The 22,400-nt window shown below is 53.6% G+C and carries 20 protein-coding genes and 2 pseudogenes; 17 read left to right on the top strand and 5 right to left on the bottom strand.

Going from position 1 to position 22,400, the window contains the following annotated elements; translation table 11 throughout:
- Positions 1-90 precede the first annotated feature (90 nt).
- From rpsB to lpxB, 14 genes and pseudogenes are all read left to right on the top strand, one after another.
- The gene (rpsB, locus tag CBB91_RS00360) at positions 91-894 is read left to right on the top strand and encodes a 30S ribosomal protein S2 (RefSeq protein WP_035555046.1); all 804 of its coding nucleotides are present in this window, start codon (positions 91-93) and stop codon (positions 892-894) included.
- Positions 895-937: 43 nt separating this feature from the next.
- A complete protein-coding gene (gene tsf, locus CBB91_RS00355; RefSeq protein ID WP_273010984.1) occupies positions 938-1,843 on the top strand; it encodes a translation elongation factor Ts in 906 nt (301 codons plus the stop codon).
- A 113-nt stretch (positions 1,844-1,956) separates the two neighbouring features.
- A pseudogene (pyrH, locus tag CBB91_RS00350) lies at positions 1,957-2,704 on the top strand (UMP kinase).
- 5 nt (positions 2,705-2,709) lie between these two features.
- The gene (gene frr, locus CBB91_RS00345) at positions 2,710-3,264 is read left to right on the top strand and encodes a ribosome recycling factor (protein WP_035555056.1); all 555 of its coding nucleotides are present in this window, start codon (positions 2,710-2,712) and stop codon (positions 3,262-3,264) included.
- A complete protein-coding gene (locus tag CBB91_RS00340) occupies positions 3,264-4,025 on the top strand; it encodes an isoprenyl transferase (protein ID WP_035555060.1) in 762 nt (253 codons plus the stop codon). The genes frr and CBB91_RS00340 overlap by 1 nt, the downstream gene beginning before the upstream one ends.
- On the top strand, positions 4,025-4,846 hold the full coding sequence (locus CBB91_RS00335) for a phosphatidate cytidylyltransferase (RefSeq protein ID WP_035555063.1): 822 nt from the start codon (positions 4,025-4,027) through the stop codon (positions 4,844-4,846). The genes CBB91_RS00340 and CBB91_RS00335 overlap by 1 nt, the downstream gene beginning before the upstream one ends.
- Positions 4,843-6,042 (top strand): 1-deoxy-D-xylulose-5-phosphate reductoisomerase, encoded by a 1,200-nt coding sequence (gene dxr, locus CBB91_RS00330; RefSeq protein WP_273010980.1) that lies wholly within the window; start codon positions 4,843-4,845, stop codon positions 6,040-6,042. Before CBB91_RS00335 ends, dxr begins: the two co-directional genes overlap by 4 nt.
- 14 nt (positions 6,043-6,056) lie before the next feature.
- Positions 6,057-7,217: a M50 family metallopeptidase gene (locus CBB91_RS00325; RefSeq protein WP_241764256.1), complete on the top strand. Its 1,161-nt coding sequence runs from the start codon at positions 6,057-6,059 to the stop codon at positions 7,215-7,217.
- Positions 7,218-7,253: 36 nt separating this feature from the next.
- Entirely contained in the window at positions 7,254-9,809 is a 2,556-nt protein-coding gene (gene bamA / locus CBB91_RS00320; protein WP_273010979.1) for an outer membrane protein assembly factor BamA, read from the top strand.
- Between the two features lie 28 nt (positions 9,810-9,837).
- Entirely contained in the window at positions 9,838-10,428 is a 591-nt protein-coding gene (locus CBB91_RS00315) for an OmpH family outer membrane protein (protein ID WP_272983146.1), read from the top strand.
- 14 nt (positions 10,429-10,442) lie between these two features.
- Entirely contained in the window at positions 10,443-11,459 is a 1,017-nt protein-coding gene (gene lpxD / locus CBB91_RS00310) for a UDP-3-O-(3-hydroxymyristoyl)glucosamine N-acyltransferase (RefSeq protein WP_273010977.1), read from the top strand.
- Between the two features lie 36 nt (positions 11,460-11,495).
- Positions 11,496-12,284: an acyl-ACP--UDP-N-acetylglucosamine O-acyltransferase gene (gene lpxA / locus CBB91_RS00305; protein ID WP_273010974.1), complete on the top strand. Its 789-nt coding sequence runs from the start codon at positions 11,496-11,498 to the stop codon at positions 12,282-12,284.
- Between the two features lie 6 nt (positions 12,285-12,290).
- The gene (lpxI, locus tag CBB91_RS00300) at positions 12,291-13,133 is read left to right on the top strand and encodes a UDP-2,3-diacylglucosamine diphosphatase LpxI (RefSeq protein ID WP_273010970.1); all 843 of its coding nucleotides are present in this window, start codon (positions 12,291-12,293) and stop codon (positions 13,131-13,133) included.
- Positions 13,130-14,296, top strand: coding sequence for a lipid-A-disaccharide synthase (gene lpxB, locus CBB91_RS00295; RefSeq protein WP_273010967.1), 1,167 nt, complete (start codon positions 13,130-13,132; stop codon positions 14,294-14,296). Before lpxI ends, lpxB begins: the two co-directional genes overlap by 4 nt.
- Positions 14,297-14,307: 11 nt before the next feature.
- Here lpxB and CBB91_RS00290 read toward each other — a convergent pair whose 3' ends face one another.
- From CBB91_RS00290 to CBB91_RS00270, 5 genes and pseudogenes are all read right to left on the bottom strand, one after another.
- On the bottom strand, positions 14,308-15,393 hold the full coding sequence (locus CBB91_RS00290) for an FAD-dependent oxidoreductase (RefSeq protein WP_273010964.1): 1,086 nt from the start codon (positions 15,391-15,393) through the stop codon (positions 14,308-14,310).
- 6 nt (positions 15,394-15,399) lie between these two features.
- The gene (gene rlmJ, locus CBB91_RS00285) at positions 15,400-16,197 is read right to left on the bottom strand and encodes a 23S rRNA (adenine(2030)-N(6))-methyltransferase RlmJ (RefSeq protein ID WP_273010963.1); all 798 of its coding nucleotides are present in this window, start codon (positions 16,195-16,197) and stop codon (positions 15,400-15,402) included.
- Between the two features lie 60 nt (positions 16,198-16,257).
- Entirely contained in the window at positions 16,258-17,994 is a 1,737-nt protein-coding gene (locus tag CBB91_RS00280; RefSeq protein WP_273010960.1) for a M28 family metallopeptidase, read from the bottom strand.
- Positions 17,995-18,089: 95 nt separating this feature from the next.
- Complete coding sequence (locus CBB91_RS00275) at positions 18,090-18,605, bottom strand: pirin-like C-terminal cupin domain-containing protein (protein WP_345906682.1); 516 nt, start codon at positions 18,603-18,605, stop codon at positions 18,090-18,092.
- A gap of 21 nt (positions 18,606-18,626) precedes the next feature.
- Positions 18,627-18,983 (bottom strand): annotated as a pseudogene (locus CBB91_RS00270) (pirin family protein); the annotation flags it as partial.
- Positions 18,984-19,257: 274 nt separating this feature from the next.
- Here CBB91_RS00270 and CBB91_RS00265 point away from each other — a divergent pair.
- The 3 genes from CBB91_RS00265 to clpX all read left to right on the top strand — a co-directional run bounded on the left by CBB91_RS00265 (position 19,258) and on the right by clpX (position 22,330).
- Positions 19,258-20,205: an alpha/beta fold hydrolase gene (locus CBB91_RS00265; protein WP_273010953.1), complete on the top strand. Its 948-nt coding sequence runs from the start codon at positions 19,258-19,260 to the stop codon at positions 20,203-20,205.
- Between the two features lie 112 nt (positions 20,206-20,317).
- Positions 20,318-20,941 carry an ATP-dependent Clp protease proteolytic subunit gene (locus CBB91_RS00260; protein WP_035555101.1) on the top strand — a complete coding sequence of 208 codons (624 nt, stop codon included), beginning with the start codon at positions 20,318-20,320 and terminating at the stop codon, positions 20,939-20,941.
- A gap of 126 nt (positions 20,942-21,067) precedes the next feature.
- A complete protein-coding gene (gene clpX, locus CBB91_RS00255; protein ID WP_035555104.1) occupies positions 21,068-22,330 on the top strand; it encodes an ATP-dependent Clp protease ATP-binding subunit ClpX in 1,263 nt (420 codons plus the stop codon).
- Positions 22,331-22,400: the final 70 nt, after the last annotated feature.

The raw sequence follows: 22,400 nt of genomic DNA, 5'->3' as shown, positions 1-22,400 counted from the left end.
ATCAGAAACCAGTTCACGGGTGCATCCGGTGCGAAGGGCCATGGTGGTCCAAAGTTCCACCCGTGACGGCCAACCGGATGGAGACAATCTATGGCCCTACCTGACTTCAACATGCGTCAGTTGCTCGAAGCTGGCGTTCACTTCGGTCACCAAACTCACCGCTGGAACCCCCGCATGAAGCCGTACATCTACGGCGAGCGTTCCGGCATCCACATCATGGACCTTTCCCAGACAGTTCCAGCACTGCATCAGGCGCTCGTTTTCGTGCGCGATACAGTCGCAAAAGGCGGTCGTGTCCTGTTTGTTGGTACGAAGCGTCAGGCAGCAGACCCAGTTGCTGAAGCTGCACAGCGCTGTGCCCAGTACTACATGAATCACCGCTGGCTCGGCGGCACGCTGACCAACTGGTCTACTGTATCCAATTCCATCAAACAGCTCAAAGAGCTGAATTCGATGTTTGAAAGCGGCAGCGGCCAAGGCTTGACCAAGAAAGAGCTGCTCGATCTGGAGCGTCGCCGCGACAAGCTGCAGATGTCCCTCGGCGGTATCGCCGACATGGGCGGTCTCCCGGCTGCAATGATCGTGATCGATACCAACAAAGAGGCGATCGCCGTTCAGGAAGCTCGCAAGCTGGGCATCCCGGTTGTGGCTGTACTCGACACGAATTGCGATCCGGCCGATGCGGATTACGGCTTTGCCGGAAACGACGATGCGGCTCGCGCTATTTCTCTCTACTGCAACCTGTTTGCGGACGCTGTGCTGGACGGCCTTGCCGAATCTACTGCAGGCCTTGGCGTAGACCTTGGTGAGCTGGAAGATGTAGACGCCATGGCTGAAGCTGATGCGGCTGTTGCCGCTGAGGGTGAAACCGCTGAAGACGCAACAGGCGCCTAAGACAGGGCGTCTGACCTGAAGACCAAACTGAAGGATTACAGCAATGGCTGAGATTACCGCTGCGCTTGTTAAAGCACTGCGCGAGAAGACTGGCGCAGGCATGATGGATGCCAAAAAGGCGCTCGTTGAAAACAATGGTGACGAAGCTGCAGCCGTGGATTGGTTGCGCGCAAAAGGCCTCTCGAAAGCCGCGAAGAAGTCCGGTCGGACTGCGGCAGACGGTCTTGTGTCTGTTCAAGTCTCTGAAGACGGCAAAACAGGCGCCATTGTTGAGCTGAACGCAGAAACCGACTTTGTGGCGCGGAACGAAAAGTTCCAGACTGCGCTCGCCGGGATCACCAAAGCTGCGCTCGATACCGATGGATCGGTTGAGGCGTTGTCGTCTGCCGGTTCGCCGGATGGCGAAGGCACTGTTGACGATCTGATCAAGCGCCTCATCGCGACAATCGGCGAAAACATGACTCTTCGCCGTAGCGCGAAACTGACTGCTGACGGCAAAGTGGCTTCCTACATCCACAATGCTGAAACTGCGGGCATGGGTAAAGTGGGCGTTCTGGTTGCTCTGGACGGATCTGGTGATCTGGAAGACATCGGTCGCAAGGTTGCGATGCACATTGCTGCCACGTCGCCAGCCGCTGCAACGACCGATGAGCTGGATCCGGCAATCGTTGAAGCCGAGAAGCGTGTTTTGACCGAGCAGGCACGAGAAAGCGGCAAGCCAGACAATGTCATCGAGAAGATGATTGTTGGCCGCATGCAGAAATTCTACAAGGAAGTAGTCCTCGTAGAGCAGCCTTTTGTGATGAATCCAGACCAGACTGTCGGCAAGTTCCTTGAGGAACAAGGCGCCACTCTGAAAGGCTTCGTGCACTTCAAGCTGGGCGAAGGTGTCGANAAAGAAGAAGACAACTTCGCGGATGAAGTTGCCTCAATGACAAAAGGCAGCTGATCTAGCTTGCCTTTCTGCCCGCAAAGGGCTTTGAACATCCCGGTCGCCCATGACAGGCGGCCGGGAATCTTTTAGGAGCCTATACAAGGCCGCCATATCCGGAGAACCCCCTCATGCAAGCTGAAGAGTCCGACTCCAACCCGTTGAAATACAAGAGGGTGTTGCTGAAGCTCTCCGGCGAGGCACTCATGGGGCCTGGGCAATTTGGCATTGATATTCCTACCTGCGAAAAATTTGCTCACGCGATCAAGGCGGCTCAGGATTCTGGCTCTGAAATCTGCCTTGTTATCGGCGGAGGGAATATATTCCGCGGTGTTGCTGGGGCGGCGAAAGGTATGGAGCGAGCACAAGCAGACTCCATGGGTATGCTCGCGACCATCATGAACGCTTTGGCGATGCAAAGCGTCTTGGAGAGCATCGGTGTTCCGACGCGCGTTCAGTCTGCAATTCGGATGGAATCGATTTGCGAGCCATATATCCGGCGGCGTGCTCAACGCCACATGGAGAAAGGGTCGCGTGGTNATATTTGCGGCGGGNATCGGAAATCCGTTCTTTACAACTGATACCGGCGCAGCTCTCCGAGCGATTGAGATGAATTGCGACGCCTTGCTGAAGGGGACGCAGGTAGACGGCGTCTACACGGCCGATCCCAAGATCGACGCTAATGCCACGCGATACGATGAAGTTGGGTATCAGGAGCTCTTGGCCAAGGATCTTCGCGTGATGGACCCGTCAGCGGTAAGTCTCATGCGTGACAACAACATTCCAATCGTGGTCTTTTCTCTGAAAGAGGAAGGTTCGCTGCTTAAAGTTCTGCATGGTAAAGGCACATCCACAACAATCACAAATCATGGAGCGTAAGTGTCATGAGCTACAATAAAAAGGATCTTGAACGGCGCATGGAGGGCGCACTGGCGTCTCTCTCGACCGAATTTAGCGGACTCCGGACAGGACGTGCATCGGTGAACTTGCTGGATTCTGTCATGGTGCCAGCTTACGGATCTACCGTGCCGCTCAACCAGGTGGCTTCCGTGACGGTGTCTGATAACCGCATGTTGTCTGTAAATGTGTGGGATAAATCAGTTGTCGGCGCCACCGACCGCGCTATCCGGGATTCGGGCTTGGGGCTTAACCCCGTAACAGATGGACAGAATCTCCGCATTCCGATTCCACCGCTGAATGAAGAGCGTCGTATCGAGTTGCAAAAAGTCGCCGGCAAGTATGCGGAAGCTACGCGTGTTGCCATTCGTAACATTCGCCGCGACGGAATGGATGCTCTGAAGAAGATGGAAAAGGATGGAGAAATCAGTGAAGATCGTCTTCATTCTTTGTCTGACGAGGTTCAAAAACTGACTGATCAATATGTCGCCAAAGTTGACGAAGCACTCAAAGGCAAAGAAGCGGAGATCATGCAGGTCTGATGTCGAATGAAGATGCCTCTGTGACATCTGCGATTGACACGGTCCGTTCTGACGTTCCGAAACATATTGCTATTATCATGGATGGTAATGGCCGCTGGGCGAAGGCTCGCGGATTACCTCGAGCCTCCGGCCATGAGCGCGGGGTTGAGGCCCTCAGGCGCACGGTAGAGGGCGCCGCGGATATTGGTATCCGATATTTGACGGTTTACTCGTTCTCGACGGAGAACTGGCGTAGGCCTGCTTCTGAAGTGAATGCCCTTTTCGGGCTGCTCAAGCTTTTCATTCAGAAAGACTTGAGCCGTTTGAAGCGAGAGGGCGTCAAAATTCGGGTTATTGGGCGCCGGGAAGGCCTTCCCAAAGATATTTCCGAGCTGGTTGACAAGGCAGAGTTCGAAACTGCCGAGAACGACACTTTCTTTCTAAACATAGCCTTCAATTATGGTGGCAGGGAAGAGATTGCCCGAGCTGTAAAGCGGTTGGCAGCAGACGTTGGGAGCGGCGTTCACGCTTCATCTGATGTTACTGAAGACTTGGTTGCGAGCTACCTTGATACTGCGGGTATGCCAGATCCGGACCTGCTCATCCGAACAAGTGGAGAGTATCGCCTCAGCAATTTTTTACTGTGGCAGGCAGCGTATAGCGAACTCGTCTTCTTCGATGTTCTGTGGCCTGACTTCGACCAGGTCTGGCTTATGAAAGCTGTAGAAATGTTTCGCGAGAGGGAGCGTCGCTTCGGCGGCGTGACGCCGGAGGATAACTAATGGGCGACTGGACATCGCCCGAACGGCGTTTTTCTCAACTTGGCCAAAGGCTACTGACAGCCGCAGTTCTCATACCCACGGGCCTATTCGTCGTGTGGAATGGTGGTTGGTGGTTAGCCGCCGCATGCGCTTTTTTTGGGGCGATCATGGCTTGGGAATGGGCAGGGATGAGCGGTCATCCACGTGGGGGACTGATAGGGCTGGCCACCAGTCTGTTTTGCTTGGCCCTGCCACTCAAGATGCCAGCCGTCCTGATTTCAATTGCTGTGTTTGGCCTGGCACTCACGTTCGCTTCGCGAGCGGGCAACGTGCGGATACGTTCCGTCTCAGTGTTGGGCTGGGTATATGTTACTGGCATGGCTGCCGGGCTCTGGGTGCTTCGGGAAGGTCCGTGGGATGGACGTGCTGTCGCGCTATACTTCATGTCCTTCGTGTGGGCCTCGGATGCTGCGGCGTATTTCGTGGGGCGTGGCCTTGGTGGGCCCCGTTTGTTGCCTCAAGAGAGCCCGAACAAAACTTGGAGCGGCGCAATTGGCGCTCTGCTGTTCACGGCTGTTTGCGGTTTTGCTGCTGCGGACATACTCGAAGTGAATTCAGTATGGTGGATCGCGACTGGATTTGCGCTCTCGGCGACAGCGCAATTCGGCGATTTGTTTGAAAGTGGTTTGAAGCGGCGGTTCAAGGTAAAAGATTCAAGTAATCTGCTGCCCGGTCATGGAGGCGTACTGGATCGGGTGGATGGCTTGGGAGCTGTGGGAATCTTGGGTTCCATTGCACTTCTTCTTGTGCCCGATCTGCCGGGCGCGCTGGGGCTTTCATGACGCGGCCGCATCACATCAGCATAATGGGGTCGACGGGGTCGATCGGAAAATCAGCATTGGATGTGGTCCGACATGCCAATGCGTGTGGCGATCAGAAGTTCAAGATTGTGGCCTTGGCTGCCGGGAGTGACGCTGAAGGGTTGGCGGCGCAGGCTCGCGAATTTGATGCGGATGTCGCCGTCATTGCGGATGAAACCAAGATTGATGAGCTTCGAAGTCGACTGGCCGGAACAAACGTCACCGTCGATGCGGGATTCAGCGCTGTTGTTGAAGCCGCCAGCCGGCCCGTGGACCGTTTGCTTGCAGCGATTGTCGGGTCCGCCGGCCTTGAATCCACCATAGCCGCTGTGCGCGCGGGCAATGATGTTGCGATTGCCAATAAAGAGAGCGTCGTATGCGGGGGCAAATTGATCCTGAGGGAGGCCGCTCGACGGGGCGTGAAGGTCTTGCCTGTGGATTCCGAACATTCCGCCATTTTTCAATGCATTGGTGACGGTCGTTCGCTAGAGAAAATGACCATTACAGCTTCAGGGGGGCCGTTTAGAAAGGCTAGCCTCGAAGAGATGCGCAGCGCGTCACCTCAACAAGCCGCGGCTCACCCGAACTGGAGTATGGGCGTCAAGAACTCGATTGATAGCGCCACACTCATGAACAAAGCGCTGGAGTTTATCGAGGCAGGTTTCCTGTTCGACGTGGGAGAAGATCAATTGGACGTGTTGGTTCACCCTCAGTCCATTATTCATGGAATGGCCCATTTTTCTGACGGTTCCGTGATCGCGCAATTGGGCGCACCGGATATGAAAACGCCGATATCATACGCGCTTGCTTGGCCGGACAGGACTGCCACAAACGTCGACAGGCTCGATTTGGCCAAGTTGGGTTCTCTTGATTTTGAGTCGGTAGATGAAGACCGATTCCCGGCAATCAGGTTGGCTCGGTGCGCCTATCAGCACGGCGCAGCGGCTACCACGGTATTAAATTGTGCTAATGAAGTCGCCGTTTCTGCTTTTATCGCGGGTCAATGCGGGTTTCTGGACATAAGTTGGCTCGTGGAACAGGCGCTAAGCCGGTATTTGGAAGGAAGCATGCAAGGGATTGCGTGCGAGACGCTTGAAGAGATAGCGTTTCTTGATCGCATGACGCGTGAAATGACGCGGGACATTCTGGGGAGTGACCTGCGTCGCATGGGAGGATGAACGCTTTGGGTGATGTGATCAGCCAGGGACCACTGTTTCTTGTGTGCCTCATCTTCATGATGGGCATCGTGGTAATCGTGCACGAACTCGGCCACTATCTTGTTGGCCGTTGGTTTGGTGCGGCGGTGGAATCGTTCTCCGTTGGCTTCGGTAAGCCCATGTTTGAACGGAAGGACAAATATGGCACGCGTTGGCGCGTGAATTGGATTCCGCTCGGGGGCTTTGTGAAATTTGTCGGTGAAAGCCAATTGGCCGGAGACGTTGGCAAGTTAGAGACAGGGCCCGTGGGCAAAGCGTACCCGGAATTGGGGGTAGGGCAGCGGTCGCTTGTCAGCCTTGCTGGGCCATTCGCCAATTTTGTGCTGTCGACGCTGATATTTGCATTGATTTTGGGCGCGCATGGCCGGCCAAACATGAAAGTAGGCGTGGCAGATGTAAGCCCAACAGGTGCGGCCGCTGCGGGCGGTATGCAGGCTGGGGACGTGATTCTCGCGGTAAACGGTAAGGAAATCAGCAATTCATCAGACGTTCTGATTCAGATTGTTCTCAATCCAAATGAGGCGATGAACTTTCGGGTGCAGCGCGATGATTCGGAAGAGTTGCTGACTATCACCCCCGAAGAAGTCATTCGAGAGAATGATTTTGGCCAGAAAGTGCCGCAGGCGACGATCGGAGTGGCTATTGCGCCTGTGTCCTATGGAGAACACATCACCTACAATCCCGTACAGGCGCTGGGTCAGGGAGTGATCGAAACGGGTGCCACAATAGATAGAACCATTACGATGTTGACTCGTATCGTGACGGGTAAGATGTCCATGCACGCCATGACAGGTCCAGTTGGCATTGGCGACATATCGCGACGCGCTGTTAACCGTGTTTGGGAACAGGAGCAGGTTTCAACCGGTCAGAAGATAGAGCAGCTATTTTGGATGTTAGCCAGTATCTGCGCCGCAATTTCAGTCGGAGTTGGCTTTTTCAACCTGCTTCCACTGCCAGTTCTCGATGGTGGACATCTTGTTTTTAACGCCTATGAAGCGATTGCAGGCAAGGAAATGCCGCAGAAAGTGCAGGAAATGGCCCTGACATTCGGATTGATCCTGTTATTGGGGATGGTCGTTGTGATCACTTGGGGTGACCTCATCGAAGCCGGCTTGTTCGGAACAAGAGGCGGCTGACCCGCCCGCCGAAATTAACCAGAGAGTATATCGACGATGCGTAAGTTCCTTGCAGCAACCATGATGGCGAGCAGTGTTCTGGCTGTGAACACGGCTCTGGTTCCCATGGGAACTGCTGATGCTCAGGAAGATAGTCGATATGGCGGCACGATCCGATCGATCATCGTTGAGGGCAATCAGCGAATCGAAGCGAGAACGGTACAGTCTTATCTGCTGGTGGAACCGGGCGACGCATTTGACCCTGACCGTATCGATCTTTCCCTTAAGACGCTGTTTGCAACAAACCTGTTCGCGGACGTTTCAATTGACCGGGTAGATGACAATCTCGTCGTGCGCGTAGTGGAAAACCCGATCATCAACCGTGTGGTGTTTGAGGGCAACAGCGCGCTTGACGACGATAAACTTCGAGAAGATATCCAAGCTGCGCCTCGCGGTATTTTTACCGCGGCTCGTGTCCAATCAGATGTTCAGCGCATTTTGGAGCTTTATCGCCAATCAGGTCGTTTTGCTGCCAAGGTCGAGCCGCAGTACAAGCCGCTTGAGCAGAACCGGGTTGATCTGATATTCGAGATTACAGAAGGCCCGGTCACCGGCGTTCGAGCGATCAACTTCATCGGGAACGAAGCATATTCGGACTCGCGCCTGCGCAGCGAGATCGTCACACGTCAGTCGCGCCTGTGGCGTTTCTTCAGCTCGAACGACAATTACGATCCAGGGCGCCTTGAATACGACCGGGATCTTCTTCGCCAATTCTACCAGAACAATGGCTATTACGATTTCCGCGTAACGTCTGCTGTCGCGGAGCTGACGCCCGACCAGAAAGACTTCTACATCACCATGACGGTGGACGAGGGGCGTCAGTATTACTTCGGCGAAGTGAAGGTCGAAACGGCGCTTGAAAAGCTTGACGCCAATGCGTTGCGCCGCGCTGTTCCGATCCAGACTGACTCTCTATTCCGGGGAGATTCAATTGAAGATACGATCGATGCGCTGACTTATGCGGCGGGTATTGCGGGATACGCTTTCGTTGACATCCGTCCTCAGATTGATGTGAACCCGGAAACCGGCCTGATTGACGTGACCTTTGCTGTCGACGAGGGGCCTCGCGTCTATATTGATCGCATCAATATTGTCGGAAATACGCAAACTCTGGACCGGGTCATTCGGCGGGAACTTCGAATCGCAGAAGGTGACGCGTTCAACCGTATTTTGCTCGACCGTTCAAAGAACCGCGTGCGGGCGCTTGGTTACTTCAAGGAAGTCGAGGTCATTGAGACGCCTTCCGATCAGCCAGATAGAACCATTGTTGATATCAAGGTTGAAGAACAGCCGACTGGCGAATTGTCCTTCGCGGCCGGGTTTTCATCCGTTGATGCGTACCTGCTGGATGTCAGCGCGTCCCAACGAAATTTGCGTGGTCGCGGGCAGTCTGTGGTCGCACGTGTTTCTGCTTCAAGTCGGCAACAGATCCTGGATTTCCGGTTTACAGAGCCGCGATTGTTCGATCGAAACCTTTCAGGTGGTATTGATGCATTTGCGACGCGCCAGGATTATGAAGACTATTCTGGCTTCAGCAGCGAAACGATTGGCGCGGGCGTGCGTTTGGGCTTCCCTCTGACGGAGCGAATGCAGCTTGGCTTGAGCTACCGTCTGCAGGCGGATGAAGTGAATGTGCTCGACCGCAATTACATTATCGATGAGAACGGCTTCTTCATCACAGATCGAATTCAGACCGCCGGGCAGGGTACGCCGGACGATATTTCTGATGACCGGTACCGCTTGGTCGAAGAAGGCGATGCTGGTGCGGGACAACGCGTCGTGGACCAGTGCTCTCGCGACTATGTTCTGAGAGATCCGATTTGTCGTGCAGAGCGAAGCGATATCTCTAGTATCATCGGGTACAACTTCTTCTGGGATCGAACGAATGATCCTATCCGCCCATCTCGTGGTTTTGACTTCCGCTTCAGTCAGGATTTGGCCGGTCTAGGCGGCGATGTTAAATATTTGCGAACGGAATCAAGCGCCACGGCATATCGGGGTATTTGGCGCGATATGATCGCGAGTGTTCGCCTCTCAGGCGGATACGTTTTCCCATTGGAAGACAATCAAGGCGTTCGGATCAACAATCGCTTCTTCCGGGGTGGCAGCACGTTCCGTGGATTCGATGTTGCTGGTATTGGACCTCGCGAGATTGTCAGGGTTGTGGATCCTGAGACGGGCGAAGTTGTTCAAACGCGGCGCCTGAATTCGCAAGGGGGCAACGTCTATTATCAAGGCACAGCGGAATTGAGTTTGCCCAACTTCCTGCCGGAAGAATATGGCATTCGGAGCGCGCTGTTCGCTGAGGCGGGTGCATTGGGATCGCTGCGCGGTCCGGATGTGGGGCCGACCATTTACTTTACCGACACAACAACTGGGCTGCCTGCAGTACGTCTGACGAAAACCGCCGCGTCGCTCAGGGCATCTGCCGGATTGAGTGTTTTCTGGGACTCGCCATTTGGGCCAATTCGCTTCGACTTCTCGCAGATCCTCAGGCGTGAAGATTATGACCGGACTGAAACGTTCCGGTTCTCAACATCAACAAGATTCTAAATTCCAAGCCGAAAGACAGGAGACTAGAATGTCCCGCATCAAGAATTTCTTCCTCGCAATTGCGATGTCAGTCGCAGCAATTGGTTTTATCTCACCTGCCGCTATGGCGCAGGGAACCACCGTAATCACCATTGATGAAGCTAAGATTCTCCGTGACAGCAAGGCTGGTCAGGATATTCAGGCAAAACTCAAGAACATCGAAAATCAGATCAACACGGAGCTTTCTCCGACAAAGACGTCTCTTGAAACAGAGGGCCAGTCGATCAACGCCGAGCTTCAAGGCAAGACTCGAGAGCAAATTGCAGGCGATGCTGCTCTTGTTACGAAGTTGAACACTTATGAGAAGAAGGCGAGCGATTTCGCAAAATCTCGTCAGAAAGCTTCGAACGAACTTGCTCTAACTGAGCGTCAGGCGCTGGTGGACTTTAACAAAGCGCTTGAACCGGTTCTCTTGCAGGTCGTCAGCGAAAAGAACGCTCAAATCGTCCTTTCAAAAAGCTCGGTCATCTACGGTGTGGATGCAGTAGACGCGACAGCACTCGTTATCAGCAAGCTCGACGCTGCAACGCCTACCATTTCAGTTGTTCGCAAGCGTATTCCTGAGCAACCCGCTCAATAATTGAGAGTGTCCCCGTGCCTGTAGACGTACGTTTTTATGCGCCTGTAGGTGCTTTGTCGCTCGGTGAACTGGCTATCAAAACTGGTTCGGCGTTAAGCGGCAAAGAGGATTTGGAGATAACCGGGATCTCCTCCGCCGAGAACGGCCGGCGGGGAGATCTCGGGTTTCTCGATGGAGATGGAAAGTCGACTGGTTCGATCAGCTCCGATATCTCCGCACTAGTCGTAAATGAAGCAAACCGAATAAATGTGCCGGATGGCATACCTTTTTTGGTGTCTGCCTTCCCACGGCACGTTCACAGTGTGGCTGCCGGAATTCTATTCCGGGCCCGACAGCTGGACTGGGGCGGTGAGGAGTTGGTTTCACCTGATTCCGCTATTGATGAGTCTGCAAAACTAGCCCCCGGCGTTGTGGTGGCACCCGGTGCAGTCATCGGAGCGGGGACTTTCATTGGCGCGAATGCCGTCATTGGGCCTGGTGTTCAAATAGGCCGGAATTGCCAGATCGGTCCGGGTTCCAGCATCCAATGCGCCCTGATTGGTGATCATGTTAAGTTGCTTGCTGGCGTGCGCATTGGTGAAGCTGGTTTCGGGGTAATGCCTGGCCCAAATGGTCCAGAAGATGCGCCCCACTACGGGCGCGTTATCTTGCAGGATCACGTCACCGTTGGCGCGAACTCATGCATCGATCGCGGCGCCTTTGATGACACAATCGTTGGAGAGCGGACTCGTATCGATAATCTCTGCCAAATAGCACATAATGTGGTTCTCGGGCGTTCAGTTCTTGTTGCAGCTTTTGGCGGAATTTCCGGTTCCGTGAAAGTGGGTGATGGCTCGATGCTCGGTGGGCGCGTTGGGATTGCTGATCATGTCGTGGTGGGTGAGGGGGTGTCGCTCGCTGCATCTGCTGGTCTCTTCCGAGACGTAGAGGACGGTGAGACGTGGGGAGGAACACCGGCCAAACCGATCCGTCAGTGGATGCGGGAAGTGGCATGGTTGCAGAAAAACTCAAATCCGAAGAAAAAGGGTTAGACGGCATTCTGGCCGTTTCAACTCGTTTGGGATAACATGTCCGCACACATTCATTCGACGGCTTATGTAGAGGATGGAGCCATCCTGGGCGACGGAGTCCAGATCGGACCATTCTGCCACGTTGGACCCCACGTAACGCTAGGCTCTGGCGTTGTTCTTAAATCTCATTCGGTCGTTACTGGTCACACCGAGGTGGGAGCAGGCTGCATACTGCATCCACACGCAGTCATCGGCGGCCTTCCGCAAGTTATCGGATTTGAAGAGACCCCGGAGTCCAGACTGGTTGTCGGCAGCAATTGCGTCTTCCGTGAATACGCAACTGCGCATTCCGGAATGCCCAAATTCGGAGGGCTGACGACGATTGGCGACAATTGTTTCATAATGATCGGCGCCCATGTGGCGCATGATAATCAGATTGGCGACAATGTGGTCATGGCAAACAACGTCTCCCTGGCAGGGCATATTACCGTTGGAGATAATGTTTGGTTTGGTGGTTTGGCCGCAGTGCATCAATTTTCGAGGATNGGGCGCAACGCNTTTATCGGGGGCGGCGCAATNGTGGTAGAAGANGTCATCCCATTCGGATCAGNCGTTGGNAACCACGCTAAACTTTCTGGCCTCAACATGGTCGGTTTGAAACGTCGAGGTTTTTCCAAANCACAAATTCAGGGTATTCGCGCAGCGTACAAGGCCATCTTCCTTGGCGAAGGTTTGTTCAAGGATCGATTGGAGCAAGCCGAAAAAGACTTCGCGAAAAACGAGCTCGCCATGGAAATCATCGCTTTCATCCGCGAAAGTGAGCGCCCAATTTGCAAACCGGGCTAAAAGCACATGGCGCCACTTGGTATCATCGCTGGACTTGGAGATCTCCCCGTTGCTATTGCGGAGCATGCAGTTGAGAGCGGGCAGGGTGCGTACGTTCTCCGACTGAAAGGTTTCGACGACCCTGGACTTGCAAAGTTTCCTGGAGATCTCGTGGGAATTGGAGAAGTTGGTGGAATTCTCAAAAAACTGAAGTCTGCAGGATGTGAAGAAGTAGTCTTTGCGGGAATTGTTAAGCGGCCGGATTTTGGCAATCTCAAGCTTGATGTTAAAGGCGTCACCCTTTTGCCGAAGGTTCTCTCAGCCGCGAAAAAGGGCGACGATGCTTTGCTGCGCGTGTTGGTGCGCGAATTCGAAAAACAGGGTTTCAAGGTTCTGGGTAGCCACGAAGTTCATGCCAAGCTGCTTGCTCCGGAAGGTGTAATTGCTGGTGCAAAGCCAACCTCAGAACATATGGAAGATATTCTGCATGGAGCGCGTGTGGCATCGGCAACAGGCGCGCTTGATATCGGCCAAGGGGCAGTCGTTTGTGAGGGCTTGGTCTTGGCAGTTGAGGCGCAGGAGGGAACCGACTCTATGCTTGAGCGGTGTCGAACCTTGCCGGAAGAGATCCGGGGCACAGAGTTCGCGCGAAAGGGCGTATTGGTAAAGCGTCCAAAGCCGGGGCAGGAATTGAGAATTGATCTGCCAACCACTGGCGTCTCGACGGTAGAAAAAGTGGCCGCAGCGGGGCTTGCGGGATTGGCAGTTGAAGCTGGCGGTGCGCTGTTGCTCGATCGCCGGAGAATGGTTGAGCGGGCCGAAGAGCTTGGGGTCTTCATTTATGGCTTCGCTCCAGAGGATGAAGCGTGAGCAAGCCCCGCATCTACATGGTTGCCGCAGAAGCGTCTGGCGACCTTCTTGCCAAGGAAGTCGTACAGAAAATTCGCCTAGATAGTCCAGAGGCGCACATTTCCGGAATTGGTGGACGAGAACTCAAGAGCGTGGGGATTGACTCACCGGTCGACGTGTCTCCATTATCGATCCTCGGCTTTTTTGAGGGTATCAAGGCCTATGGTGATGTAGTTCGACTAGCGGATGAGGCCGCGGTCGAGATCATAAAGGATACTCCTGACGTTGTTGTTTTAGTCGACTCTTGGGGATTTATGCTACGGGTCGCTCAGAGAGTTCGCGCGCAAGCTCCAGATATTCGCCTTGTTAAACTGGTAGGGCCGCAAGTTTGGGCAACGCGGTCAGGGCGGGCAAAGACACTTGCGTCTACTGTTGATCACCTTCTGTGCATCCACGATCTGGAAGTTCCTTTTTACGAGCCTTTTGGCCTGAAGACGACGGTCATAGGCAATCCCGCAATTTCTCGACACGTGAAGGGAAACGGTCAGAGGTTTCGGGAAGCTAACGGCATTCCTGGGGATCGCCAACTTGTTCTTGTGTTGCCGGGCAGTCGACCGAGTGAAATTAAGAGAGTGGCGCCAGCACTTGTGAATGCTGCACAGCAATTGAAGCGTGATAATCCAGAATTATCGCTTGTCTTTATGCCGGCAGAGAACGTCTCCAAGTATTTCAAGTCTTCTTACTCCGATGTCGGAGATTGGGCTCTAATATCTGACGATGCTGAATCGCGATACGATGCGATGGCGGCAGCGGACTTGGCGCTCGCATGTTCCGGGACGGTGACGACCGAACTGGCTATGCAGGATACACCAATGATCGTTGCGTATCGTACAGGCTGGATCACATGGGCGTTAGCCCGGGGATTGCTCTACAAAAAGACCCACATCTCGCTTCTCAATATTGTGAGCGATGATCAGGAGATTATTCCAGAGTTTGTTCAAACGCGGCAGAAGCCAGAGCTGATCGCATCTTTGGCGCAGCAATGGTTGCGTGATCCGAAGTTGCTAGCTTCACAGTTGGCTCGTCAGCGGGTGGCGCTGGAAAAAATGAAAGAGGGCGAACGAGACGCGAGTGAAATTGCGGCGAGTGTTATTCTTGAAGAAGCCCATTTGCGACGTTCCTAAGCGATATCAAATCAGCCTCGTACAAATGATTGATCGATGAGTTTCTTCAGGCTCCACAGACCAGGAGCCTGTAGTGTGTGCCCCCATTTTTCTGCGATCGCTGACTTTCCACCCAGGCTGACAAGCTTGAGATAGTCCGTTTGTGGTTGGAAGCTACGCAGCGAGTTNCCGGACATATATGCGATCAGATTGCTCATCAGAAGTTGGCCTTNTCGNACTGCGTATACGCCTGCCTTGGGAATGCTTTCGCCCATAAAATGTGCCGTGTCGCCTGCGAGGAATACGCTTTCATGTGAGACCGACTGCAATGTAGGCAAGACCATCGGAAACCCATTGTCGGTCGCNAGGCCTGACTCTTCGAGCCAGTTTGCAGCGTGCGCGCCAGTCGCCCANACTATTTGGCCAGCNTTTACTGTTTCGCCGGAACTAACACGCACTCCATTTGGTGTAATTACGTGAGCGGACGTGTTTTCATGAACACCAATGCGGAATTCGGATAGTTTCCGCGCCAGCGATTTTTTCAAACTGGAGGCTGCAGACCCCANAATCTCAGAACGATCGATGACAGTAATTGGTACATCGTCAGGAATGCCGGAAGTGCGTGCGTAATGTCGTATTGCAAGACAAAGCTCTACACCGCCCAATCCACCACCAATTATAGCCATTCCTTTGGATAGGTCGTGTCTCACTTCCAGCCATTGGTCCACAAATTTGCGCATAGGCTTCACTGGTGTGGAACTTGGCGAAGCACATGTATCTGGTGGAATTGATGTGACGCCAATATTGATCGAAGTAACATCGAAGTCGTAGGCCGCTCCTGAACGTCCTTCGAACTGCTTCCGCTTTAAATTCAGAGCGCAGATTTCATCTTGTAGAAATTGGACGCCAGCATTGGAGCATAAGCGCTTTAGATCCACTTCGATTTCATTTTGTTTGAAATNGCCGGCAACAAACCCCGGCACCATGCCGCTATAGACAGACGACGTATCGGGATCGATCAATGTGATAGACGCCGGAGGATAGCGACGCTTCGTGAGCGAGCGCAAAGCCATTATGTGCGCGTGTCCGCCGCCGATTAAAAGCAGTCGTATCGTCACTTTTCGTTACTTACCCAGTGGCTTGTCTGACCACCAGGATTGCAGCGCGGACGAAATCGCAAGGCATTCGGAATCTGAAGATTTCGGACCATTGAAGACTACCATGGCTGATCCTTCGAGGGCGGTTTCTTTCTGAGCGTCAACTGGCCATCTTGCGCCATAGACTCGGCAATCGCCTAGAGTTGTCAGGTACTCGCCAAACTCAGTTTCTCTTCCGTCGCGAAAGAGGGGGAGCCAAAGCATGAGTAGGCTTTTCGGCCAACGTTTCAGTGCCTTTGGTGTCCACAGGGCCAGAGCATCAATATCGCGTGCTGTTTCGTAGCTTGGATCAACCAAACATACGAGCCGTTCACGGCTTCTCGGCGACAGTTTGAGGGCGCTTGCATAGCCATCCGCTTTCTTGATCTGAATTCGATCATCTGAACCCAATGCGTCGGACAGGGCCTTGTGTTCAGCGGGATGCCTTTCGAACAAGATGAAGCGTGTATCAGGCGGCAGCAGCGTTTGTGCGTGAGCAGGTGAACCCGGGTAAGAGCGAATACCCGACTGTTCGACGAACTCTACCCATGGCCTCAAAGGTTTTGGGCCACGGCCATTCAGCATAGAGATTATGCCATCTCCAGCTTCATTTCCTTTTCGTGCTTGCGCGCCTTCCAGATCGTATCGGCCACGTCCTGAATGGGTTTCCACATACAGTAGCGGTTCGCCGGAATCGGCAAGCGCTTTCAGGGTCGCATGCAGAACGGCATGTTTAAGGACATCTGCTCTGTTTCCTGCATGAAAGCCATGTTGATATGAGAGCATAGATTGACACCTTCAACAGTTTGCTAGTCCCCGCCAGACTGGGCAGGGACCAGCAAACGACTATTCTTCCAAGCTCTGGTTACGAATTGCCTCAAATTCGTTGCCTTCATACCAAGTGGGCCACTCATCAGACTGAGCGATGCGGAGCCCGACTTGATAGAGAGCCTGAATGTCTTCTTCAAATCCGGAAAGATCCCAGCCATCCGAATATTCGTCCATGGGCTTGTGATAGCGCTCTGCAGTGTACACTGCTGCCGCTGCTTTGCCTGCTGCGACGCCACCATCCAGTTTGTCCTGACCACCATCAGCGTACAGCATGGGAACGCCTTTCTTGGCGAGAGAAATATGATCTGAGCGATAAAAATAGCCTGCTTCTGGCTTTGAGTCGGGCTTTATCACTCGGTCCTGTTCCACGAGGACGTCTCGCAAGATATCTTCCAGTTCGGACGCTCCGTATCCGACGACCACCATATCCTTCGTGCGACCTATCGGAAGTGCGCCATCCATATTAATGCCTGCTACGACTTGGCTGTGAGGGATCAAAGGGTTTTCGGCGTAGAAGGCCGAGCCCAACAATCCTGATTCTTCAAGCGTCACAGAAAGGAACAAGGCTGACCGTTCGAGATCGTCAGCGGCCATTGCCTCAGCAATTTCGAGCAAGGCAGCGGAACCGGTGGCGTTGTCGACAGCGCCGTTGAAGATCTGATCTTGATAAAAGTCTTCCCCTGGAGCGCCTGTTTTTTCTTCGGACTTCTTGCCGAGATGATCCCAATGCGCCGTATACAGCACGTATTCATCGGGAGTGACTTTCCCAGTCAGCTTTCCGACAACATTACGGCTTTCCAATTGGTCAATTGACTGTGAGATTTTGCCGCTTGCTTTTACACCTTCGAGAGGCACCGGCGTGAAACTGTTTGATTTTGCCTGCTGCTTGAGGGCTTCCAGGTCGAGCCCAGCACTCGCAAACAATTCTTCTGCTGTATCTCGAGTGATCCATCCTTCAAGCATCGCGCGGTCCGCTCCGCCGTCGGAACGTACGAGGTCGGATTGGGCGCCGCTCCACGAATTGGAGACAACATCCCACCCATAGGAGGCAGGCTCCGTTTCGTGGATAATGATCGCGGCGGTTGCACCTTGCCGGGCGGCCTCTTCAAACTTGTAGGTCCAGCGACCATAATAGGTCATTGCCTTACCTTTGAAGAGCTCTGGGTCACCAGTTGCAAAACCTGGATCGTTTACCAGCATGATGACAGTTTTGCCTGAGAAGTCTGCGCCGGCGTAGTCGTCCCATTCATATTCAGGGGCGACTGAACCATATCCTACAAAGACAACATCGGTCGCATCGAATGAAAGCTCGTTCTTGTCTTGATGCTTGGTCCAGAAGACAACGTTTTCCTTTGGCGTGAGTGGCAGGGCCGTTCCGTCTGGCTTCGTAAGTTGGAAGTGGGAATTCTCCGTATCGACGGTCTGGTTCACCATTTTGACAGTTTGGAAGAAGGTTTCATCCTCTCCGGCTGGAGATAGACCAATTCGAGCCATCTCAGCGGCAATCCAGTCTGCCGAAGCTTCGCCAGCTTCGGTTCCAGGGCCACGGCCTTCAAACGTATCGTCGGCCAACGTCTTGATCCGAATTGCCAGATCCTCAGAAACAATAGCGGGGCTCGTCTGATCGGGGAGGGGCAACAATAGTTCGGTTTCAGCCGCCGAAACTGTATCTGGTTCGATGTCGTTCGAATTGTCTTGAGCACCGCAGGCAGAAAGGGCGGCAATTGATACGGAGATAAGCAGTCGCTTCATGAATCTGTCCTCGTCGCAGGCAATGTTTGAGAGTTGTCTGGCATGCGGTTTATCAATCGGCAAGGAAGCGCCTGTTCAGAATATTATGCCTCTTATCAATGGGGAAGTGGAATCCACTCACTTTGGTCGCCGGGGACAGCGGGAAATCTGTGCGTCCCTCCTTCCCTGATGGCGGTTGTCCAGTCTTCTCTTGCCGTGGTGATCTTGGCTGCATCAGACGAGACGAAATTCCAGTCCATTTTGCGAGGGGCATCAAGAGGAGCGCCCCCGCACAGAATTGCAATGGAATCCTTTTCCAAGTTCACNCTGACGTCCAAACCACTTTCGAGCACGGCCATGTCTTGCGCTTGTAACTGAGTGTCGTCGACAAATGCTGAGCCACTGACGAGATAGAGCGCGCGCTCTGTTGCCAAGTCAGAAGGCAGTGAAATGGCGCAGTCTTGATGCGTTGTTATCGTCAAATAGAGGATATCACTTGGGAAGCTCACGGGAGACGAATGCCCCCAAGCCGCGCCTGCCAATAGTTTGATACTCGCATCGCTGAGATCAAACAGTGGAAGACTTTCGGCTGGATGATGAACGAATTGTGGAGCGCAGTCTTCTTCTTCCACGGGCAGCGCTACCCAAGTTTGTATCCCATGAAGGCGCTGTCCAGCGCGTTGCTGCAAATCGGGCGTGCGCTCGGAGTGGACTATCCCGTGNCCNGCCGTCATCCANTTCACGGCGCCGGGTTCTACAACCAGATCTGTGCCGAGCGAGTCGCGATGCCGAATGGCACCTTCAAACAAGTACGTGACAGTTGATAGTCCGATATGCGGGTGAGGCCGAACATCGAAGCTGTTTCCCGGTGCATACGTTGTTGGGCCGAAATGATCAAAGAAGACAAAAGGGCCGACTGATCTTCGAGCGCGATAAGGCAGAATGCGCCTTACGACAAAATCGCCACCAAGGTTGTGGGTTCTGGGGGGAATGAGGTTCTCAATTGCCACTGGAAGATGCCTCTTTCTTTGCTTTCACTTATCAGTCGATCGCATTTCAAACTGTGCCGATCATTGCGCAGCAACTTCGAGCGTTTGTCTAGACNGCNNAGGTTGAATAGGGNTNTAGTGANCAAATGATCACANTNAGTTGCAGAGCGNACGTNAAATGAGAANCCCATCAAATCNTGACAGCAGCGACCTCTTCAGGCGGCTATCCAAAGTTTGCGGGTGGAGCGGCNTGACTATTGTCATCGCGTACGCGCTTTTCTTGCTGTCTGGGTGCGTGAGCCCCGTCACAATCGGTGCCGTAGAGCGGTCGGCAACTTATTTCGCAGAGTCTGGTTTTCAGCCGGATCGCGAAGTCTTTGTATCGCATGATGGTGCTGAATTGGGGCTGACCGTCTGGCCCGCGGAAGGGATCGACGATCCCGAATACGTTNTTGTCGGGGTTCATGGCATGAATGACTTCGCAAACGCGTTCTTTATGGCGGCGCCATATTGGGCGGAGAGAGGCGTAACAACGTACGCCTATGACCAACGTGGCTTTGGGCGATCGCCTGGCAGGGGACTCTGGCCGGATGAAGAGCTTTTGCGGAAAGATCTTCGTACCGCAGTTTCTATTGCGCGGCATGAGCACCCTGAAGCAAGAGTTGCGGTGATTGGAATCTCGATGGGAGCAGCAGTTGCCATATCGGCTTTTGGCTCTGACGACCCTCCTGATGCCGATCTTCTTATCGCGTCCGGACCAGGCCTTAGAGGCTGGGGAGCCATGAATCCAATATACAAGGCCAGTCTATGGATGTCAGCGCACACAAACCCGGGTTGGATTGTGCGGCCTCCGGCTCGTTTCGTGCGAATCGAACCGAGCGATAATATCGAAATGCTTAGGGAGATATGGGCGAACCCCCTGATGCTGCGGCAGAACAGAATTGATCAGGTATACGGCGTCGTTACGTTGATGGAGACCGCGCATAAGAGAGCAGCGAGGATCCCTCAAGATATTCCCACGCTCATGTCATACGGCGCCAACGATTATGTTGTACCGGAAGAGGGGGTAAAACGAACTGCGAAAGTTCTGCCCGAACATGTGCGCACAGTATACTATGAAGCCGGGTATCATATGTTGCTGAGAGACCTGCAGTCCGAACGCGTGCATGAGGACTACCTGGCGTTCATAAAGGATCCGGGTGGCCAGTTGCCAAGTGGTTCACCAGAATGGCCCTTCCGGTAACTGTTTCCACAGCGGAATGCCTCTTGCAGTGTTGGATGCGTAGACAAATATACGTCTCTCTGCCACTTCTGTGCGGTAAAGATTCCTTTGTGAAAACATCAAGGCCTGATTCATGACGACTTCCTTCCAGACAGCGCTCAATCTTGTTCCAATGGTTGTGGAGCAAACGAGCCGCGGCGAGCGGGCCTTTGATATCTTCTCGCGTCTTTTGAAAGAGCGCATCATCTTTGTGACCGGTGGAATCGATGACGGGATGGCGGCGCTAATTACGTCCCAGCTCCTGTTCCTCGAATCCGAAAACCCGAAGAAAGATATTGCGATGTATATCAACAGCCCCGGCGGATACGTTTCGTCTGGCCTCGCGATCTACGACACCATGCAGTACATTCGTTGCCCCATTTCGACAGTTTGCATCGGTCAGGCTGCCTCTATGGGCTCTTTGCTTCTGGCGGCAGGGGAAAAAGACATGCGTATCGCTTTGCCTAATGCGCGGGTGATGCTGCATCAGCCATCTGGCGGCTACCAAGGCGTCGCAACTGATATTGAACGCCACGCTGAGGAAATTATCGAACTGAAGCGGCGGCTGAACAACATCTATGTTCGCCATACTGGCCAGGACTATGATGTGATCGAAAAGAAACTGGACCGTGATACCTTCCTGACGGCAGAAGAGGCCAGGGAATTTGGCATTGTTGACAAAGTATTTGAACGCCGAACGGCCGAGGATGATAAATAGTCGACTCATCCACCATCAGTGCGGCCTGGCTCTTGCAGGGCGGGCCCAGACGCCTATTGTTTCAACAATCGACCGAACACGGCGTCTTAAAGACGAAATTAAGCCTTATCCGGCATTGAGGACGGCATGACAAAACAAAATGGCTCAGGCGATTCCAAGAACACGCTCTACTGTTCGTTCTGTGGAAAAAGCCAGCATGAAGTAAAGAAGCTGATTGCCGGCCCGACCGTGTTCATCTGCGATGAATGCGTTGAACTGTGCATGGACATCATTCGCGAAGAGAACAAGACCTCAATGGTCCGCTCTCGTGAAGGCGTGCCTACGCCGCAAGAGATCTGCGACGTGCTGGATGACTATGTCATCGGGCAGACGCACGCAAAACGTATTCTGTCCGTTGCGGTTCACAACCATTACAAGCGCCTGTCTCACGCAGGGAAGACCGACGGGGTCGAGCTCTCCAAGTCCAACATTTTGTTGGTAGGACCAACCGGTTGCGGCAAAACTCTGCTGGCACAGACGCTGGCACGCATTCTTGATGTGCCATTCACGATGGCGGACGCCACAACGCTTACCGAGGCTGGGTATGTTGGCGAAGACGTTGAGAACATCGTTCTCAAGCTGTTGCAGGCCGCTGACTACAACGTCGAGCGTGCGCAACGTGGCATCGTTTATATTGATGAGATCGACAAGATTTCCCGTAAGTCCGACAATCCGTCGATAACGCGCGACGTGTCTGGCGAGGGTGTCCAGCAAGCGCTTCTCAAGATTATGGAAGGCACTGTTGCCGCTGTTCCGCCACAGGGTGGTCGCAAGCACCCACAGCAGGAATTTCTGCAGGTCGACACGACGAACATTCTTTTCATTTGCGGCGGCGCATTTGCCGGGCTCGACAAAATCATTTCCTCACGCGGTGAGGGAGCCTCCATCGGATTTGGCGCATCCATAAAAGATTCGGAAGAGCGCGGTGTTGGTGAAATTCTTCGCAATACCGAACCGGAAGACCTTCAGCGCTTCGGGCTCATTCCGGAGTTCATCGGGCGTTTGCCTGTGATCGCAACGCTCGAAGACCTGGATGAGAAGGCGCTTATCAAAATCCTAACAGAGCCGAAGAATGCTCTCCTGAAACAGTATCAGAAGCTGTTCGATATGGAGAATGTTGAGCTTACCTTCACACCCGAAGCGCTCACGGCAGTCGCCCGTCGGGCGATCGCTCGTAAAACCGGCGCTCGGGGACTACGCTCCATCATGGAAGGTATTTTGCTTGATACGATGTTTGAGCTGCCAAATCTGCGCGGTGTAGAAGAGGTCGTGATCAATGGCGAAGTGGTAGAGGGTAATTCAGAGCCGCTCTACGTGCACGCCAAGAAGAGCCAACCTGAGGCAGGCTGACCTCTCAACGATTTTTATAACATTGAAAAACGCCCTGATCGATTGATCGGGGCGTTTTCTTGTATACGGG

This window comes from Hyphomonas sp. TMED31 (genome assembly GCF_002172815.1).
In the GTDB taxonomy this organism is placed as follows: domain Bacteria; phylum Pseudomonadota; class Alphaproteobacteria; order Caulobacterales; family Hyphomonadaceae; genus Hyphomonas; species Hyphomonas atlantica.
The sequence above is the reverse complement of the archived record's forward strand: the minus strand, read 5'-3'. Positions and strand labels throughout refer to the sequence as shown.